We start from the raw sequence: 18,686 nt of genomic DNA, 5'->3' as shown, positions 1-18,686 counted from the left end.
TCGAGGACGACGTGCGTCGTCGGTTGCTGTCGTTGGCTATTGGGGCGCGGTCACGGTGCTGGGGCGCTTGATGGTGCTGGCGCCACCCGAGCCGCCGTCGTCCTTGGTCGGGGTGGTGACGTTGCCCGGGCGATCCATGGTGCTGGCTCCGCCCGACGATCCGCCGCCGTCCTCGACGGTGCCGTTCTTGTCGGCCTTGCCGAGGTGCTTGGGGTTGCGGGTGGGGCCGTCGTCGGTGGGCTCGGTGCGCTGCGGGTTGGTCTTGCGCTGCGGGTCGGTGGGCTCGGTGGGCTCGGGGTCGTTGCGCTGCGGGTCGGTGGTCTTGGCCGGTGCGGGCGCGGGATCCGAGCTGGTCGGCTTGCTGCTGGACTTGTTGTTGATCGGCTTGCTGCTGGTGCTCGACGAGCTGGTCGCCTTGCTCGGGCTTCGCTTGGCCGGCTTGGCGCTCGTCGTCGAGTTGGGGGATTGGCTGCCGCTACCCGATTGGAAGCTGATGTGGCATCCGCCGAGCCCAACGAGGGCGGCCAGGAGCACGGAGGGCATCAGGAAGCTTGCGTGGGCGGTCTTGGGCATGGGCAGTCCTTTTTGGTGGCTTGGCAGACGCGGCCCTGGGGAAGGGTATTCACGGGTCCCATTCCCATCATCGGGCCGATTCGGTTCGAATATCGTAGTGCAAACGACCACGGTCGAGGACCGGCCTACGGGTCGGTTCTCGGCCAGCCTCGACAGTGCGAACGAGATTGCACGCCTGGAGGCCGTGAACACTGTCCGTCGGTCGACCACAAAAAGCGCTGGACTCCTACACGGCCGCAGGGATTAGCGTGGGGTCCTTCACGGGCGGGGAAGCCCCCAACACCGACCCGGAGGACAACCATGACTCGACAGCGCTCCGATGAGTGGCGCAAACAGCAGATTCGCGCAGCCGCCACTCGCTGCTTCGTACGCCGAGGCTTTGCCGCAACGCGGCTCCTCGACATCGCCAAGGAGGCCGGCCTGAGCAAGGGCGGGGTCTACTTCCACTATCGTGCGAAGGAGACCCTGTTCCAGGACATCCTCGACACGCAGGTACGCAACTTGGAGAGGCGCTGGTCGTTCGACCCGGTCTCCGACCAGCCAGCCGATCGCACCCTCTACCGCTTGGTGGTTGCCCACCTTCGCACGTTGGAAGACGAGCCCGACGAGACCCGCCTGCAGCATCTGCTGATCGGGATGGCCCCGCAGGACGCGAGCTTCCGCGACAAGCTCGAGGAGTCGTTCCGCGTGATGCGGGTGCTCTACTCGGGTGTCATCGAGCGCGGGATCACCAGCGGGGTGTTCCGCGACGTGGACGTCGACCGGGCCGCCGATTGCGTACTGGCCATGGTGCAGGGCCTTGCGGCCCAGAGCACGGTCGACCCGGAGGGCAAGCTGCCCATGCGGCCGCAAGAGGCCGCCGAGCTCATCATCCGCATGCTGTGCGGGGCCGACCACGTGGCGGCCACGATGGCGGCGATGCGAGCCGAGACCACGGTGGTCTCGGCCGAGTCGTCGCTGGCGAGCTGATTGGCAGGACCAGGGGCAGCGAGCCCCACGACAACCAGCAGAAGGCCGGCGCCTCGGGGCGACCGGCCTTCTGTCATTGGGAGGCTGGCATGGCGTGGCGAGGACGCGCTCGTCAGCGTGCAGGCGCGTGCAGTCGCATGCCCGCCATCCCCACCACGCCGGGCTCGTCACCCGGAGCCGGCACGCTGGTTTGGCGGCACAGCTCGCCACGGTAGCCGGCCGGCAGCATGCGGGCGGCGGCGACCAGGGTGGGACCTCCGCTGGCGGGGCCCTGCGGGTGCTCGCGCAGGGTGATCTGGGCCAGGGTCGCATCGTCGCCCGTGCGCAGGGCCGCCAGCAGCTCGGCGTCGCGAGCCTGCAGCTCCATGGCATCGGTGGGCCGAAGCGGCGGGCGGCCGTAGGCCGGTCCCGCGTGGGAGAGCTCGGCGCTGAGCCACCACAGCACGGGGCGATCCTCGCACAGGCCGCCCAGGGCGAGCTCGAAGCGCTCGCGCTGATCTCGTTGCTCAGGGTCCATCAGGCCGGTCGCGCCGCACAGCACGGGAATCACGGGGGGGCAGCGCTCTCCATAGAAGTGGAGGAGGAACACTGCGGCCAGCTCGAGGCTGATCGCGTTGCGGTGCCGCAGCTCCTCGCGGCGGATCCATGGGACTCGGCGCTCGAGCGCATCGATGAGATCGATGGCCGGAGGTAGGGCGCCCAGGGGGGTGGCGTAGGGCTTGGCGGTGACGGCATAGGGGAGCAGGCCCGGGCCATGATCGGTGCCGAGCAGGACGATGTGCTCGAGTCGGTCGGGAGCAGGCAGGCCGCGCAGGGTCTCGTCGAGCAGCGGTCCCACCTGGGCGATCGGTCCGTGGGGGGCGAGCACGCCGATCACGGTGCCATCGGGCCGGGTCCGTGATGGGACCGAGGGGATGGCGCGCTCGAGCTCGGTCGCGAGCGCATGGGGCGTTGCCGGGTAGACGAGCCCGGCCAGGGTGGGGGGGCGCTGCGGAGCCTCGAGGAAGTCCGTGTGCAGCTCGGCCCAGCGCTCGCGGAAGGAGTCGTCGTCACACAGGCCCTGCTCGCGCAGCTGCGCCACGAAGTCCTGGAGGTCCGGCAGGGGGAGGTCGAGGCCGGCCCCCATCAGCAAGGACTGGCGGATCTGGGGCAGGGTACGGGTCCCGTCGAGCAGGTCGAGCACGGGAGCAAGCTCGACTTCGAGCGCAAAGGGCTCGGCCAGACCGAGCGGATCGCGCACCACGAGCAGATCCTGACCCTCCCGGCGGTGCTCGAAACGATCGACTTTGCGTAGCTTGGGCCGGTCCATGAAACTCCGGGGGTGCACCTCTTGCTGCTCGCGGCCACATGGACCGTGGCCGTTGGTCCCGCGGTCGCGCCCGCGGTGGACCCGACCGACGTCGCGGGCGGGGAGACGATCGGCGTGGTGTGGCACGACCAGGCTACGGTCGCGCCCGCGTTGCAGCAACGGCTGGTCGACGAGCTCGCGATGCGGGCCGGCCTGCCGCGGCAGGCGGTGATCGAGGATGCCTCGGCGCTGGCGCGGGCCCGGGTGACGCTGTCGCTGCCGCGGGCCTCGCTCGAGAAGGTCGCAGGCTGGCGCTCGATGCTCGACGAGGCGAGCGCGGCGTATCGCGAGGGGCAGCTTCCCGCCGCACGCTCCGCGGTGGACGGCCTGCTCGAGACGGTGCTGGCGGCTCCCACGGTGCCCGGTGCCGCCACGCTGGCGTGGCAAGCCCACGTGTTGCGGGCCCAGCTGTCGTGGGCGGAGGGCGATGCGGAAGGGTTCGAGCGAGCCCTGGCCGCCGCGGTGGCGCTGGATCCCGAGACCACGCCCTCCACGCGCCAGGTGCCGCCGCCGGTGGTGGAGGCCTACGCCCGACAGCAGGCGGCGGTGCTTGCCGAGGCCTCACGGTGGCCGAGCTTGCAGATCTCCGGGGGATCCCAGGGCCCGCTGGCGGTGGAGATCGACGGGGTGCCGGGACGGCGACCGGTACCTCCGGGGGATCACCTGGTGGTGGTGCGTCGGCCGGGCCATGCCCCGGTGGGGGCCGTGGTGAGCACCGACGCGCCATGGGTGGTGCCCGAGGATGCGTCGGTCCTGGACCCGGGGCTGCCGACGGATCGCGAGATGGCAGAGCGCCTGTGCGACTTCTCGGGTGCAGACTGGTTGTTGCTGGCTCGGCTGCGCGACGATCGCCTGGGCGTGCAGCGCTATGCGTGCGGCCAGGGGTTTGGTGCGGCGTGGTACGAGGAGCGGGACGGCTGGACGCCCGGGATCGATCACGTGCTCGCGACGGGGGGCTTCGAGGCGACGGCGGTGCTCCATGACGACGAGCCCTGGCCGGCCGTTGCGCCGCCGCCTCGGGCTCGGTCGATCGTGCTGTCGAGCAGCTCGTTCGTCTCGCCCCGAGATCGGCTGCGACGCGCGGTGCCGTGGTTGCTCATCGGCGGGGTGATCGCGGGGGCCGTGACGGTGGGGGTCGTGGTGGGCGGTGAGCCACGGCCGGATCTGTCGATCGATGGCAAGGGCTTCCTGCGCCCGTAGGTGGCTCGGCCCCGAGCGGCCCTCGACTCGGCGCTATTGGGCGGTGACGCGCAGGGTCTGGCCGGGCTCGATCTCGACGGTGCGGCGCAGGAGGATCCGTGGCTCGGGGCACACGTCGGGGATGCAGCGGACGACGACCCGGTGGTCTCCGGCGGCGAGCTCGAGCTTGCGGGTCGGAGTGACGCCGAAGCGGCGGCCGTCCACGGTGACCTCGGCCCATGACACCGAGGGCGCGAGCACCTGCAGACTGCCGCGGCCGCGGGGGGCCTTGGGGGCGGAGGCCAGGGTGACCGAGCGCTCGCCCGGCGCTCCGGCGCGCAGCTCGATGGTCTGGGGCTCGTGCTCGGGGTGCTCGACGATCGCCTCGAGCATGCCGCGGGTGGGCAGCGGCAGCGTGAAGGGCGAGCCGCCCTCGAAGCGCTGGGTCCCGATCCTGACGGTGGCGTCGGGCGGATCCACGTGGAGCACGAGGGCGGGCGGCAGGGGCTCGTGAGGAACGAGGCTGGTGGTGCTGCCCGTGGCGCCGGAACTCGAGCCCGAGCCCGAGCCCGCGACGTGGGCGTCGTCGTCGGGGCTGCCGTCCTGGTGAGCTCGGGGCGGCACGGGGACGGTGATCGATGGCGTGGTCCCGGGGGACACGCGGCTGGCCATGGAATCGCGGTCGGAGGAGGGCGAGCGCTGCGACCACAGCCACAGCCCCACGAGCGCCGCCGTGGCGGTGATCAGCGCGACCGGCCACGTTCGCGACGGCGTGGCCGGTGCGGTGGTGCGCGTGGCATCGTCGTGGGCATCGGTCGTTGCCCCGGTCTTGCGGCTGCCGTCGATCGAGTCGGGCTCGGCCTCGTCGGCGGTGTCTGCCGGGGCGGAGGTCACCGCGGTCAGCCGCGTGGCGAACGTCATGGTGGTGGGGCGAACCCGCGTGGTGGGGGTGACGTCCTCGACGTCTCCGGCGGCCTTCGAGTCCTCGGTGGGTTCCCAGCGCCCGTCGGGGTGGATGGAGCGCAGGTGAGCGGCGAGATCGGACTCGGAGAACGTGGGGGCGTGACGGGTGATGGCCTCGCCGAGCGTGCCGAGGAAGGCACTGGCGTCGGCGGGACGCTCGGCTGGATCGAGCGACAGGGCGCGCGTCAGCGGTGCCTGCACCGCGGGCGGAAGCGCGGTGAGTTCGGGGACGGTCCACACGCCCTCGTGGGGAAAGGCGCGCTCCAGCGTGACCAGCTCGTAGAGCAGGCAGGCCGCGCTGAACACGTCGGCGCGGGGATCGACGGTGCCACCGCGTGCCTGCTCGGGGGCGACGTAGCCGATCGAGCCCGCGCGGGTGGCCGTGGCGGCACGGGCCGGCAGCGCGATGCCGAAGTCGACGATGCGAACCTGGCCGCTGCGATCGACCATGACGTTGCGTGGCGTGACGTCGCGGTGGACGACGGCAGGACGGCCGGGTTCCTCGGTGTGGGCATAGGCGAGACCCGAGAGCACGCCCCGGACGATCGAGAGCGCGACGGGCAGTGGAGGCGGTTGCTCCTTGCGACGGTGCGCGGCCAGCAGCTGCGCGACGGAGGGGCCGTCGACGTAGCCCATCACGATGTAGAAGGTGTCCTCGGCGCGACCGAGCTCGTAGATGGGGACGATGTTGCCGTGGTTCAGGGCGACCGCGGTCTTGGCCTCGGCCGCGAACATCTCGATGAAGCGCGGCTGCGAGGCGAGCTCGGGGAGGATGGTCTTGATGACCAGCGGCTTTTCGAAGCCGAGCTCGCCGACCAGGCTCGCGCGGTAGACCTCGCCCATGCCGCCCCGCGCGATGCGATGATGGAGGCGATACTTGCCGAACGCGACCGGCGTGGTCCCATCGCCGGCCCGATCTGCATGGCCCGCCGCGGGCGCGCCCGAGCTCGGGAAGGACACCGTGGCGGCATGCTATCATCGTTGGCCGATGTCAGAGCGGGGCAGCGAGCGCGCCCGGCCGATGCGGCCGCGACCTTCCTTCCGAAGGACTGGCCCAAGCCTCGGCCAGCGCTCGGGCCAAGGCCTCGGCCGGACGTGCGGAGGTATGCTCGGGTGCGCTCGCGCGCGGAAGGTGCTCGGCCATGGGCTGGCGCTGGCACTGCTGGGCGCGCTGTCGGCCTGCGGCGGGCCGGAGCCGCCGCGCCTGGTGGCGCAGGTGGGCTGTGGGATCGACGACGACCTCATCAGCAGCTTGCGGGTGCAGGCGCGCGGGGACTTCCCTACCAGTGGAGGCACGCAGGTGCTGCTGTCGGACGGGGAGGAGACGATGGCGTGGGGCGACCTTCCCGTGGTCGGGGTCACGGTGGAAGGGCTGCTCGGTCAGACGGTCGAGGCGGTGGGTCGCACGGCGCGGCTGGCCGAGGAAGGCGACGTTCCCGTCTACTTCGCGCGGGTCGATGGCATGTGCCCGGTGGAGGACGACGTGGGCCCGCGAATCGGGATGGCGGCGGCGGTCGGGCGGGAGGGGGACGTGGTGGCGGTGGGAGGGCGCGACGCGCAGGGCCAGCTGGCGGGCGCCGTGGTCCACCTCCACGATCAGGATGGCGACACGACGCGGCTGCGAGGCGCGTCATCGATCACCCGGGTGGGGCACTCGGTGCACGCGCTGGGCGACCGGCGGTTCCTCGTGGTGGGAGGGACGAGCGAGGGCACGGCGGCGCGCGACGACGTGGTGCTCATCGATCTCGACGACGAGGGAGATCCGGTGGGCGCACCGCTGCCGGTGGTGCTGCCGCCCGAGGACGATCCGGCGCGGGCCTACCATGCGGCGGCGGTGGGGCCCGACGGGCGCATCCTGCTGGTCGGCGGGTGCAAGCGCTTGAACGACGCGCAGGAGTGCGCCCTCGACGATGACGACGACGACCCCAGCGTGCTGGGAACCGCGGTGTGGATCGAGGCGGTGGGCTCGTCGCTGGTGTTCCGCCCCGGGCCCGAGGTGGTGATTCCGCGCTTCGGCGCCACCGTGGTGTTCGAGCGCGACGGGGTGGCGTTCTTGGCCGGAGGCACCGACGCGGCGGGGCAGCCGGTGCACGTGGTGGAGCGCTATCGTCCGGACTCCTTGCGGTTTCGCCGCTATGGAGGCGAGCCACGCGGTCCGCTGGACGAGGGCCTCGCGGTGGTCGGGGTGACGGTGCTCGAGGGGGGACTGGTGGTGCTGGCCATGGCCGACGGGCGGATCCACTGGATCACCGAGCACACGCGCGACGAGTACCGGCCGTGGGCGGGATGGTGCGAGGGAGAGGCCCCTTGCTTTGCGGATCTGTCTGGCGGTTTGGGGGCTGGCGGCTCGGAGGTCATGCGACGCGGCCTGGTCACGCTGCCCGGAGAGCGCGTGCTCGCCGATGGGGTGCTGCTGCCCGTGGCCGGGGTCGGTCAGGACGGGACCGACGTGCTCGATCTCTTCGTTCCGGGGCCGGGTCGGCCGATGTCGACCGATCGGCGCGTGGACACCACGCCCGTGGCGCTGGCCGACGGCAGCGTGCTGCTGCTCGGCGGGCGCGATCCGGCCACGGGGGCGCTGGTCGAGCCGCTGGCGCTGCGCATCCGACCGGCCCTCGACGGTCCCGACGAGCGGATCCCCGAGGTCGATCGCGCGGCCTTGGGAAGCTGGGTGGTGCACGATCCCGAGCGCGTGGTGCTCGAGGGCGAGACGCTGCGCTTGCTGGCGACCGAGAGCACCGATCCCCGGTTTCCTCGGGTGCGGGCCCACGCCCGCGGTTTTCGTAGCACCAGCCTGCGCTTCGAGGCGACGGTGCAGGTCAACTCGGGCGAGGTGGTGCCGCACATCGTGCTGGGACACGGCGGGGTCGAGGCGGTGTCGGTGTCGCTCGAGCCCGACCGGATCCAGGCACACCTTCGCGATCCGCAGGAGCGCGTGCAGGACTTCAGCTGCGCGCCGTTCGGGATCCGCTTCGATGACGAGGCCAAGGTCCTGCGCGTGGAGGTGCGGCCCAGCGGCGTGCTGCTGCGCGAGGGAGGGCAGGTGGTGGCGCAGTGCCCCGTGACGTTCGACGATGACGATCCGCGGCCGTGGTCGGTGGGCATGGGCGCGTCGGGGACGGGCGACATGCGGGTCTATGGCGTCCGGCTGACCCGGCTGTGAAGGCGCCAGCCGTCGCGCGCACATGCGGCGCGATGCCGAGCGAGGACCGAGCCAGTATCGAGCCAGTATCGAGCGAGCAGGCAGGGCGCGCGTGCTCGGGTGCGCGCTACTGGCAGGCCTGGGATGGATCGTCGTGGAGCGCCCGTAGGCTCTCGCGTGCGGCATGGCCGGCCTCGTCGCTGCGGGTGGCCACCTCGCACAGCAGCGCGTCGCCGGCCGGGGTGGCCCTGGGCATGTGACGCAGGGCGCTGGCCAGGCGACGGGCCAGCGCACGGTCGGTGCCCGCGTCGAGCACGGACGCGATGGCGGCGATGCTCTCGTCGTCGCCGAGGCGAGCGAGCTGACGGGCTGCCTCGGCCCGCAGCTCGATGTCGAGGTCGAGGTCCCCGAGCAGCCCCGCGAGGCGATCACCCGCGCCGCAGCGACCCAGCGCTGCAACGGCGCTGCGGGCCACCGCGCGATCGTCCTCGGACCGGCGCCCGGCCAGGTGCGCGCGCTGCTCGAGCAGCTTCTCGTTGGAGGAGGGGCATGGGCCCTCGACCCGCGCCAGCGCGGCCTGGCGAACCTGGGGCCACGGGTTGTCGAGGGCGGGGGCGAGCCAGCTGCCATCGGAGGGCAGGGTGACGTGCGCGAAGCCGAGCTCGGCCAGCCGCGGCGCATCGTCGGCTTGGAGCCGATGCTGCTCGATCAGGGGGCGTGCCTGGTCGGCGGGCAGCCCACGCAGCGCGAGCCAGGCCAACAGCTCCCCGCGCTGGGTGCCGCGCTGCTCGGGGGCCAGCGCTCGCGTGGCCACCCGAACGAGCGCATCGTGGGCCGCGGCGACGCTGCGGCCCGACAGCGCCCGCAGGGCGGCGACCCGGGTGGCGAACGCGGTCGTCTCGTCCTCGGCCAGCGTGGCCAGCGTGGTGATGAAGCCGTCGTCGTCGCGGGCGAGCACGCCGCGCAGCGCGAGCAGGGCGGGGACGCGTGCGGTCTCGGCCTGGCGCAGGGCTTCGTCGGTGGCGGCCACCAGCACCGCGGCGGCCTGGGCGTCGCGGCCGGCCCGTCGCTTGAGCGAGCGGTAGAGCTGCTGGCGCAGCGGTCGCGCGCCGCGTCCGACCAGGGGCACGAGGTTGGCCACGTCGGCGGAGGGCGTGGCCTCGACCAGCGCCTCGAGGATCGTCCCGCGCGTGATGAGGTTGAGCTCTCGATCGGCAACGAGGGCGGTGAGCGAGGGGACGGCCACCGCGCCCTGCTCGACCAGCAGGGGGAGCCACTGCTTGAGCGCCTTGGACTCGTCCTGGAAGTCCTCGGCCCGCGCCACGGCCCGGCGCAGCTCCTGGGCGAACAGCTCCACGTGATCGGGCAGGCCGAGCACCGCGAGCACGTCGAGCAGGCGCTTGCGATCGGTGCTGGTCGGCGGCGGCACGGTGGCGAGGCGATCGAGGATGGCCTCGGCGGCCAGCTCGGGGTGGTCCTCGAGCCGGGCTCGCGCCTGGAGGTAGGCCTTGCTGCTGTCGGTGAGCAGGGTCTCCACGTCGAGCGGGGCCTGCTGCACGTAGTCGTCCGAGGGTGCTTCGGTGGGTGGTGCGGCCTCGGTGGCCGGAGGCCCGGGCGGCGGCTCGGCGGCTGGCGGCGGCCCCGAGGCGGTGGCCGGAGCAGCCCACAGCGACAGCATCAGCGCAAGCGTGACGGGAGGCACGCCAACCACAGTGCCATGAATTCCGGTGGGGCAGGGGGAGCCTTGCCCTTGCACGGGTGCCTTGGCCTGCTCCAAGCTCCACCTGCCCCATGGGCCCCGAGGCCTTCGACTACCACCTGCCGCCCGAGCGGATCGCACAAGCGCCGGCCGCTCGGCGTGGCGACTCGCGGCTGATGGTGTGCACGGGGGAGGCGCCCGTTCACGTGCGATCGCGGTCGCTGCCCGAGCACCTACCGCCCGATGCGCTGGTGGTGGTCAACGCCTCGCGAGTGGTGCCAGCGCGGCTCCATGCCACGCGCGACGACGGTCGCCGCTTCGAGCTGCTGGTCGCCGATCCTTCGCCGGCCCAGGGCGTGGGGGCCACCGTGAGCGCATGGGTACGCGGCGCCAAGCGCTTGCGCCCCGGTGACGCCCTACACGCCGGTGGGCTGTGCCTGCGCTACGAGGGCGCCGATCCGGTGGACGCGCGGGCGCGTCGCTTCACCGTGGAGCACGGACGGATGCTGTCGGTGCTGCACGAGCGCGGAGAGCTTCCGCTGCCGCCCTACATCGCGCGCCCGCAGGGTCCCGGGCCCGGGGACCTCGAGCGCTACCAGACCGTCTACGCCCGCGACGATGGCTCGGTGGCCGCGCCGACCGCTGGCCTGCACCTCGACGAGGAGATGCTCGCGCGCCTCGACGTGGTGGAGCTGCTCCTTCACGTCGGTCCCGGAACGTTCCTGCCCATGGACGTGACCGACGTGACCGAGCATCGCGTGGGGGCCGAGCGCATCGAACTCACGAGCGATGCGGCGGCCCGCATCGAGGCCGCTCGCGCCGCGGGACGGCCGATCGTGGCCGTGGGCACCACCACCACGCGTGCGCTCGAGGGCATCGCCGCCGCGCACGGAGGCCGCCTGCCGCCGACCGTGGGCACCACCTCGCTGGTGATCACCCCCGGCTTTCGCTTCTCGGTCGTCACCCACTTGCTGACCAACTTCCATCTCCCCCGCAGCAGCCTGCTGATGCTGGTGTGCGCGCTGGCGGGCCGGTCGCGCGTGCTGTCGTGGTACCGCGAGGCGGTCCGGCACGACTATCGCTTCTACAGCTACGGTGATTGCATGCTCGTGGCTCGCGAGCCCGACACGCCCGACCCGAACGAGGAACCCTCGTGAACGATGCGCCCACCGCCGAGCGCCCCGCCGTGATCGATCCGGGGCCCCCCGATCCCGCGCTGCGACCCGACCCCGCCGCGGGCCTGCCCGCCGACGATCCCACGCTCGAGATCCGCCCGCCGGGTACGTTCGAGGTCTTCGCCCAGGCCGGTCCCGCCCGCGCGGCCCGCCTGTGGACCGCCCACGGACCGGTCGACACCCCGTGCTTCATGCCGGTGGGGACCTACGGGGCGGTCAAGGGCCTGACCCCCGACGAGCTCGCGAGCGTGGGCTCGCAGGTGATCCTCGGCAACGCCTACCACCTCACCCACCGCCCGGGCGCGGCGCTGGTGCGAGCGCTCGGAGGCCTGCACGGCATGACCACGTGGCCGCGCGCCATCCTCACCGACAGCGGCGGCTTCCAGGTGTTCTCGCTGCGCGGCCTTCAGACCATCGACGACGAGGGCGTCGACTACCGCACCCACTTCGATGGCTCGGCCCACCGCATGACGCCTCGCAGCGTGCTCGAGGCCCAGGCGTGCCTGGGCTCGGACATCTGCATGGTCCTCGACCACTGCCCCCCGGGCCAGGCCGATGCGGCTGCGATGGGCGAGGCGGTGGCACGCACCACGGCCTGGGCCCGGGAGGCCGCCGCGATTCGCGGTGAGATCCTGGGGCCGGGGCAGCTGTGCTTCGGCATCGTTCAGGGGGGGACCAGCCTCGAGCTGCGGCGCGCTCACCTCGAGGTCATGCGCGCGCTGCCCTTCGATGGCCTGGCCCTCGGCGGACTGAGCGTGGGCGAGCCGATCCCGGACATGCACGCCACCCTGGCCGCGGTGGCCCCCCTGATGCCGCAGGACCGGCCGCGCTACGTGATGGGGATCGGGACCCCGCACGATCTGCTGGCGGCCGTACGGTCGGGGGTCGACATGTTCGACTGCGTCATGCCCACCCGGCACGCTCGCAACGCCCAGCTCTTCACGTGGCATGGTCGGATCAACCTGCGCTGGGCCCGGCTACGCGACGATCCCGGCCCGGTCGATCCCACGTGTGGCTGCCTCACGTGTCGGCGCTTCAGCCGCGCGTATCTGCGGCATCTCCACCGCCAGGGGGAGCCCTTGTTCCTGCGGCTGGCCACGCTGCACAACCTCTACTTCTTCCATCAGTGGGTCGCGGTGCTGCGTGGCGCCGTGCGGGCGGGCACCTTCGCCGACGTCGACGCTGCGCTTTCTTCCGTGATCACGCGGTATTACCTCGCTCCCTAGGCCACGCCTGCGGTCTTGACCGCCCCGGGGGGCTCTGCTACCCCTGCCGCCTCTCGCGCGCCCCTGCGAGGGCTGCTCGTGGTGCGTCCGTTCGTGGCCGCACCGTCAGACGAGCCACCTTCGGGCGATATCTTGCGCTCGTCCCTCCCTGTCACTCCCGGCGCGGCCGGTCGGTCTTCCGATGATCACCAACCTCTCGATCGTTCCCCTGTCGCCCGGCGGCGCTCCGCTGATGGCCGAAGGCGCTCCCGCGGGGGGTCTGGGCGGGATGCTGCCCATCCTGCTGATGTTCGTGGTGATCTACTTCATCGTGCTGCGGCCGATGAGCAAGCAGGAGAAGGACCGCAAGAAGCGCGTCGAGGCGCTCAAGAAGGGCGACCAGGTCGTCCTCCAGGGCGGCATCCTGGGGCGGATCACCAACGCCGACGATCCCAAGATCGCGGTCGTCGAGCTCGCCGATCGCGTGCGCATTCGCGTGCTCAAGAGCAAGATCGAGGATCTCCAGGAGAACGTGCTGAAGGCCGAAGAGGCCGGCGCGGGCAAGAAGGACGACAAGAAGGCCGCCGCCAAGGACGACAAGGCCGCCGACAAGTCCAAGAAGACGGACTCCAAGAAGGCCGACGACGAGGCCGATTCCTCCGAAGCCGCCCAAAAGGGCGCATAACGTCACCACGAGCAGGCCCCGACCATGCGTCGCTTCCTCAAGCTCAAGGCCGCGGCCCTGGCCGCATTGATGACCATGGCGATCCTCATGGTGCTGCCGTCCATCGCCGCCATCGCGCCCGATGCGATCACGCTGCCCGCCTGGATCACCGACAACTTCAAGAGCAAGTTCCAGCTGGGGCTCGATCTGCAGGGCGGCCTGCACCTCGAGTACTCGGTTGCGGTCGACGAGGCCGTGCAGAAGAAGCTCGACCAGATCGCGGGCGAGCTCGAGGCGGGCTTTCGCGACAAGAAGGACGTGAAGGTCAAGGTCACCCGCGAGGGCATCGACACCCTGCAGATCCACTTCGAGAAGCCCGAGGACGTGGCCACCGCCACCGACGACGTGCTGGGCGTGATCGGCGACTTCATGCAGCGGATCGAGCCCGACGACGGCCCCAGCGAGGCCGACGGGGTGATCACCCTGCGGGTCCCCGAGGCGCGGCTCGCCGAGCAGCGCAGCCAGTCGGTCAGCACCGCGCTCGACACCGTGCGCAGCCGCGTCGACGCGATGGGCGTGGCCGAGCCCAACATCTATCCCAAGAACCGCCAGCTGGTGGTCGAGCTGCCGGGTCTGTCGGACACCGCCACGGAGGTGCGTGCGGCCGCCAAGGACGCGGCGCGCGGCGTCATCGACGTGCTGCAGATCGAGGCCGGGGTGCCGCAGGCGTTCGAGACCGAGCTGCGCGGAGACCCGGGCGCCTTCAAGCTCACCATCCCCGATCGCGAGGCCGAGCAGATCATCCGCCAGACCTTCGCCGACAAGATCGCCACCGACGGCAAGACCATCGTCGACGATCGCATCACGGCCGAGCTGGTGTTCATGGATCAGGACGCCGAGACCGCGGCCGACCAGGCCACCGTGGTGCTGGGCCTGTCCGAGACCGCCCGCGCGGCGGTCAACGAGGACGCGAGCGACTTCCGTCGCCTGCTCAAGATCATCGAGCGCCAGGCCGTGCTGTCGATGCACCTGGTCGACGACGAGACCCCGTTCCGCGACACCGGCAAGCCCTACCTGCGCGCGATCTACGAGGCGGGGCTGGTCACCAAGGGCATGGGCATCTCGGTGCACCAGCTGTCCGGCTACGGCAAGGACGCAGGCGTTCAGGTCAAGGACCCCTACGCCTTCTATGCCAAGGAGCGCTCGACCCTCGAGGACTTCTTCAAGAGCCTGCCGCCCGACTGGCGCCTGCCCAGCGACCTGGCCGTGTTCTACGGCCCGGTGTCGGTCTACACCCGGGGGGCCAGCGCCGAGCCCGAGGTGGTGTGGCGCACCTTCGTGGTCAAGGCCCGCGCCGGGGTCACCGGCGAGCACGTGGTCAACGCCACCGTGCGCCCCGACCCGCAGACCCAGCAGCCGCAGGTCAGCGTCAACCTCGACCGCATCGGCGCGCGCGCCATGGAGGAGCTGTCGGGGGCCAACGTGGGCCGGCGCATGGCGATCGTGCTCGATGACGCGGTGCGCTCCGACCCCGTGTTCAACGAGCGGATCGGGGCCAGCTTCGTCATCACCCTGGGGGCGACCCCCGGGCAGTCGATCCGCGAGGCCGCCAACGACCTGACCAAGGTGCTCAAGAGCGGCTCGCTGCCCGCCCGCCTGCAAAAGGAGTTCGAGATCCGGGTCGGCGCGGACCTCGGCAAGGACTCGGTGCAGTCCGGCGCCACGGCCTTCCTCTATGGCCTGGGCGGCGTGGTGCTGTTCATGATCGTCTACTACCGCGGCTCGGGCCTCATCGCCGTGTTTGCGCTCTTGCTCAACATGGTGCTCATCCTGGCCGCGATGGCGCTGTTCGGTGCCACGCTCACGCTGCCGGGCATCGCGGGCATCGTGCTCACCATCGGCATGGCGGTCGACGCCAACGTGATCGTGTTCGAACGCATACGCGACTACCTACGCGACGGGAACACCGCCCGCGTGGCGATCGAGTCGGGCTACGATCGAGCGTTCACCACCATCTTCGACGCCCAGCTCACCACCGCCATCGCGGGGCTGGTGCTGTTCCAGTACGGCTCGGGGCCCATCCGGGGCTTCGCGGTGACCCTGCTCATCGGCATCGCCACCTCGATCTTCACCGGGGTGTTCTGCAGCCGCCTGTTCTTCGACTTCCAGGCCAACCGCCGCGGTTTCGACCGGGTGTCCATCTAGATTGGGAAGGAGCACGCACGGTCATGGCCAAGGAAGACACGAAGGACAAGAAGGTCCACAAGTTCTTCGAGCTGGTGCCCCCCGGCACCAACTTCAAGTTCGTCGAGAACCGCTGGCGCTTCATCGGGTTGTCGATCGTTCTCATCGTCCTATCGCTGGCGTCGCTGGTCTACAACCAGGTCACCTCGGGCTCGCCGCTCAACATGGGCATCGACTTCGCGGGCGGCTCGCAGATCCAGCTCGCGTTCGCCGAGGACCAGCCCGTCGACATCGAGCGGGTGCGCGGTGCCCTCGACGAGCTCGGCTACGAGGGCAGCTCGGCGGTCGAGGTCCCCGATCGCGCCAACGAGGTGCTCGTTCGCATCAAGGAGACGATCAGCATCGACGACGCGACCCTGCAGACCTGCGAGGCCGCGGTCGAGTCGGTGGGCGACGCCACCCTGCTCGACTTCACCCACCCCGAGGGCGGCTCCAAGCTGTTCTTGCAGTTCGACATCGAGCCCAACTACCGCGAGGTCGGGCGCCTGCTCGGTGCCGCCGGCTGCCAGGGGGCGGCCGACAAGGGCGCGGGCGTGGGCATGCAGATTCCATCCGCAGGGGATGGCGCCGAGCCGCGCGAGGCGTTCCCCGTCGAGGTGGCGCTCGTGGGCATCGGGGCCAAGGTCCGCGACGACCTCGAGACCAAGCTCGGCGCGGGCTCCATCGTGGACATCGTGGGCGCCGAGTCGGTGGGCAGCAAGGTCGGCGACCAGCTGCAGACCGACGGCATCAAGTCGATGCTGTTCGCGATCGGCTTCATCTTCCTCTACGTGATGCTGCGCTTCGACCTGCGCTTTGCGCCGGGGGGCATCGTCGCGCTGTGTCACGACGCGTTCCTGGTGGTGGGGGCGTTCGCCCTGACGGGCAAGGAGTTCAACCTCCAGACCATCGCCGCCATCCTCACCGTCATCGGCTACAGCATCAACGACACCATCGTGGTGTTCGACCGCGTGCGCGAGCGCGTGGCGCTGCACCGTGACGAGCCGATCGAGATCACAACCAACGCGGCGCTCAACGACACGCTCAGCCGCACGCTGCTCACCTCGGTCACCACCTTGATGGTGGTGGCGGCCACCTACGTGCTGGGCTCGGGTCCCATCAAGGACTTCTCGTTCGCGCTCATCGTGGGCCTCCTGGTCGGGACCTACTCGTCGCTCTACATCGCGACGCCCGTGTTCTTGTGGGTCAACCGGCGGTTCTACGCCGGCCGCGGCCACCTGCAGTGGGCGGAGCAGCGCGAGGGCACCGGGACCCTGCTGGGCAAGGAGGAGATCGAGACCAAGGCCAAGGCCGCGCGTGCGGACGAGGCGGGTGGCGACGACGACGGCGATGGACCGGCCGTCGAGGTCGATGGCGAGGAGGTCGCGGCTGCCGCCGAGCAAGCCTTGGCGGGTGTGCGCAAGACCAGTCGGCGTCGGCGTCGGCGTCGGCCCGAGGGCGGTGCCGAGGGTGGTGACGGCGACGAGTAGTCGCCCGCTCCGGCCAAGCTGGACCCGAACGGATCGCACCCGAACGCTCGGAGGTGATCTCCCATCCCTTCGTCGTCCGGGGCGATCCTGGCCCCTTTCGTGACGCGCGTTGCCGCTCCGAGCCATGGCGCCCGTGCGCGGTATTGGTGACAATGCCGCGGTGTCCACCGCCGTTGCCGCGCTGCCGGGCCCGTCCGAGCCCTGGCCCGATCCTCCTCGGCTGGAGCTGCGCGGAGGCGAGCGCTCGGCGGCCGAGGTGCACGACGTCGCGCAGCGCCTTCGCATCGCCCCCATGGCGGCACGGCTGCTCCTGGCCCGCGGGGTGACCGACGAGGCCCAGCAGCGGCGCGTTCTCGATCCTCGGCTCGCGGATCTGCGCCGCCCCGATGCCATGGCGGGTTTTCCCGCCGCGCTCGAGCTGCTCGAGGCCGCATGCCGCCGTGGCCAGCGGGTGGGGGTGTTCGGCGACTACGACGTCGATGGGGTGACCACGACCACCATCCTCACCACCTTCCTCGAGGCGCTCGGGGTGCAGGTGGTGGCACGCGTGGCCCATCGCAGCCGGGGCTACGGGCTCGGCGTGGCCGATGCCGCCGCGTTCGCCGAGGCCAAGGTGGGACTGGTGCTCACCGGCGATTGCGGGACCTCGGACGAGGAGGCCCTGCAGTGGCTGCGCGATCGGGGCCTGCACACCGTGGTCATCGATCACCACCAGGTGCCCGAGCGCATGCCGCCCACCGATGCGCTCATCAATCCGCACCAGCCCGACTGCGCGTTCCCGTTCAAGGGCATGTGCTCGGCGGGAGTGGCCTTCTATCTCTGCGCCGCGCTGCGCACTCGGCTGGCCCAGCGCGGTCATCCGTCGCTGCCCGATCCCCGGGCGTGGCTCGATCTGGTGGCGCTGGCCACCGTGTGCGACATGATGCCGCTGCGCGAGGAGAACCGCGTGCTGGTGACCCACGGGCTGCGGCACATGAGCCAGGGCCCGCTGCGCCCGGGCCTCGGGGCGCTGCTGTCGGCCGCGGGCGTCGAGCGTGGTCCCATCGACGAGACGCACCTGGGATTTCGGCTCGGTCCACGGATCAACGCACCCGGCCGACTGGGTGCGGCCGAGCCCTCGCTGCGGCTGCTGCGGGCGCGATCCGAGGCCGAGGCCATGCCGCTGGCCGAGCAGATCGAGACCCTCAATGCCCGCCGCAAGCGTCACCAGCAGGAGACGGTGGTGCAGGCGCTCACGCTGTTGGCCGCGGATCCCCGGGCCAGCGAGCGAGCCGCCCTCGTGATCGCGCACGACGGGTGGCTGCCCGGCGTGGTGGGCATCGCGGCCGCGGGGGTGGTCGAGCACCACCGCCGTCCCGCGCTGGTGCTGGCCATCGATCGCGAGGCCGGGCTGGCCCGCGGCTCGGTGCGCAGCTTCGGCACCGTGGACGTGCGGGCGGCCCTGGCCGCGTGCAGCGAGCTGCTCGTGCGCTTTGGCGGCCACCGCGAGGCGGCTGGAGCCACGGTGCGGGTCGATCGCATCGAGGCCCTGACCGAGGCCTTCGACGATGCGGTGGCTCGACAACGGGAGGAGCAGGCCGCACGGGCGGGGGCGAGCGAGTCGGCCGAGGTGGTCGACGCCGTGCTTCCGCTCGAGGCGCTCGATCCCTCGCTCATTGGAGCCATGCGCACCCTGGCCCCCTACGGGATGGGCTTCGAGCCGCCGAGCTTCGGCTGTGACGACGCCGTGGTCGAGACGGTGCGCGTGCTCAAGGACAAGCACCTGGCCCTGACCTTGCGCCAAGGGGCTGCACGCTGCGAGGCCATCGCCTTTGGCCAGGCCCAGGCCCCGAGCCTGCGGGGCCTCTCCCGCGGGGACCGGGTGGGCTGCATCTACGTGCCCCAGATCGACACCTTTCGCGGCCAGTCCCGCCTACGCATGCACATCGAGCACCTCTGGGGTGTTCATGCCCCCCGCGGCCGCTAGTCTGCGAGCGAGCACCCAGCCTGCCCCCCAGAGGGGGGCATGGTTGGTGGGCGCGGCCGCTACGGGTAAGCGAGTGCTTGAGCGGTGAAA

The 18,686-nt window shown here is 71.5% G+C and carries 13 protein-coding genes; 9 read left to right on the top strand and 4 right to left on the bottom strand.

The genetic code is table 11. The annotated features are described in order from the left end of the window. Positions 1-36 precede the first annotated feature (36 nt). Complete coding sequence (locus OEB96_RS28725) at positions 37-573, bottom strand: hypothetical protein (protein ID WP_266219964.1); 537 nt, start codon at positions 571-573, stop codon at positions 37-39. Between the two features lie 300 nt (positions 574-873). On the opposite strand from OEB96_RS28725, the gene OEB96_RS28720 reads away from it, so the two are divergent. After that, positions 874-1,542 carry a TetR/AcrR family transcriptional regulator gene (locus tag OEB96_RS28720; protein ID WP_266219963.1) on the top strand — a complete coding sequence of 223 codons (669 nt, stop codon included), beginning with the start codon at positions 874-876 and terminating at the stop codon, positions 1,540-1,542. 112 nt (positions 1,543-1,654) lie between these two features. Here the strand turns inward: OEB96_RS28720 and amrB are convergent, their stop codons facing one another. Next, positions 1,655-2,851 carry an AmmeMemoRadiSam system protein B gene (amrB, locus tag OEB96_RS28715; RefSeq protein WP_266219962.1) on the bottom strand — a complete coding sequence of 399 codons (1,197 nt, stop codon included), beginning with the start codon at positions 2,849-2,851 and terminating at the stop codon, positions 1,655-1,657. Between the two features lie 12 nt (positions 2,852-2,863). Between amrB and OEB96_RS28710 the strand changes: the two genes are divergently transcribed. Further along, positions 2,864-4,090 carry a hypothetical protein gene (locus OEB96_RS28710; protein WP_266219961.1) on the top strand — a complete coding sequence of 409 codons (1,227 nt, stop codon included), beginning with the start codon at positions 2,864-2,866 and terminating at the stop codon, positions 4,088-4,090. A 33-nt stretch (positions 4,091-4,123) separates the two neighbouring features. Here OEB96_RS28710 and OEB96_RS28705 read toward each other — a convergent pair whose 3' ends face one another. Next, entirely contained in the window at positions 4,124-5,992 is a 1,869-nt protein-coding gene (locus OEB96_RS28705) for a serine/threonine-protein kinase (RefSeq protein ID WP_266219960.1), read from the bottom strand. A 172-nt stretch (positions 5,993-6,164) separates the two neighbouring features. Here OEB96_RS28705 and OEB96_RS28700 point away from each other — a divergent pair, with 172 nt between their 5' ends. Continuing rightward, positions 6,165-8,195, top strand: coding sequence for a Kelch repeat-containing protein (locus tag OEB96_RS28700; protein ID WP_266219959.1), 2,031 nt, complete (start codon positions 6,165-6,167; stop codon positions 8,193-8,195). Between the two features lie 106 nt (positions 8,196-8,301). Here OEB96_RS28700 and OEB96_RS28695 read toward each other — a convergent pair whose 3' ends face one another. Continuing rightward, positions 8,302-9,876, bottom strand: a complete 1,575-nt coding sequence (locus tag OEB96_RS28695) for a hypothetical protein (RefSeq protein ID WP_266219958.1) — start codon at positions 9,874-9,876, stop codon at positions 8,302-8,304. An 89-nt stretch (positions 9,877-9,965) separates the two neighbouring features. On the opposite strand from OEB96_RS28695, the gene queA reads away from it, so the two are divergent. The 6 genes from queA (at position 9,966) to recJ (ending at position 18,596) form a co-directional block, all read left to right on the top strand. Further along, a complete protein-coding gene (queA, locus tag OEB96_RS28690; RefSeq protein ID WP_266219957.1) occupies positions 9,966-11,030 on the top strand; it encodes a tRNA preQ1(34) S-adenosylmethionine ribosyltransferase-isomerase QueA in 1,065 nt (354 codons plus the stop codon). After that, complete coding sequence (gene tgt, locus OEB96_RS28685; RefSeq protein WP_266219956.1) at positions 11,027-12,274, top strand: tRNA guanosine(34) transglycosylase Tgt; 1,248 nt, start codon at positions 11,027-11,029, stop codon at positions 12,272-12,274. The genes queA and tgt overlap by 4 nt, the downstream gene beginning before the upstream one ends. Positions 12,275-12,455: 181 nt before the next feature. Continuing rightward, complete coding sequence (yajC, locus tag OEB96_RS28680; protein WP_266219955.1) at positions 12,456-12,938, top strand: preprotein translocase subunit YajC; 483 nt, start codon at positions 12,456-12,458, stop codon at positions 12,936-12,938. Between the two features lie 24 nt (positions 12,939-12,962). Then, entirely contained in the window at positions 12,963-15,122 is a 2,160-nt protein-coding gene (secD, locus tag OEB96_RS28675) for a protein translocase subunit SecD (RefSeq protein WP_266219954.1), read from the top strand. Between the two features lie 23 nt (positions 15,123-15,145). Beyond that, on the top strand, positions 15,146-16,630 hold the full coding sequence (gene secF, locus OEB96_RS28670; RefSeq protein ID WP_266219953.1) for a protein translocase subunit SecF: 1,485 nt from the start codon (positions 15,146-15,148) through the stop codon (positions 16,628-16,630). Between the two features lie 160 nt (positions 16,631-16,790). Then, entirely contained in the window at positions 16,791-18,596 is a 1,806-nt protein-coding gene (gene recJ, locus OEB96_RS28665; RefSeq protein ID WP_266219952.1) for a single-stranded-DNA-specific exonuclease RecJ, read from the top strand. The last annotated feature ends 90 nt before the right edge of the window (positions 18,597-18,686 follow it).

The sequence above is a fragment of the Paraliomyxa miuraensis genome, from assembly GCF_026337845.1.
Lineage (GTDB): Bacteria > Myxococcota_A > Polyangia > Nannocystales > Nannocystaceae > Paraliomyxa > Paraliomyxa miuraensis.
The sequence above is the reverse complement of the archived record's forward strand: the minus strand, read 5'-3'. Positions and strand labels throughout refer to the sequence as shown.

What these genes read in the sequence shown, in the direction of transcription:
- OEB96_RS28725 (WP_266219964.1), bottom strand. Translation starts at nt 573, where the DNA reads ATGCCCAAGACCGCCCACGCAAGCTTCCTGATGCCCTCCGTGCTCCTG.
- OEB96_RS28720 (WP_266219963.1), top strand. Translation starts at nt 874, where the DNA reads ATGACTCGACAGCGCTCCGATGAGTGGCGCAAACAGCAGATTCGCGCA.
- amrB (WP_266219962.1), bottom strand. Translation starts at nt 2,851, where the DNA reads ATGGACCGGCCCAAGCTACGCAAAGTCGATCGTTTCGAGCACCGCCGG.
- queA (WP_266219957.1), top strand. Translation starts at nt 9,966, where the DNA reads ATGGGCCCCGAGGCCTTCGACTACCACCTGCCGCCCGAGCGGATCGCA.
- yajC (WP_266219955.1), top strand. Translation starts at nt 12,456, where the DNA reads ATGATCACCAACCTCTCGATCGTTCCCCTGTCGCCCGGCGGCGCTCCG.
- secD (WP_266219954.1), top strand. Translation starts at nt 12,963, where the DNA reads ATGCGTCGCTTCCTCAAGCTCAAGGCCGCGGCCCTGGCCGCATTGATG.
- secF (WP_266219953.1), top strand. Translation starts at nt 15,146, where the DNA reads ATGGCCAAGGAAGACACGAAGGACAAGAAGGTCCACAAGTTCTTCGAG.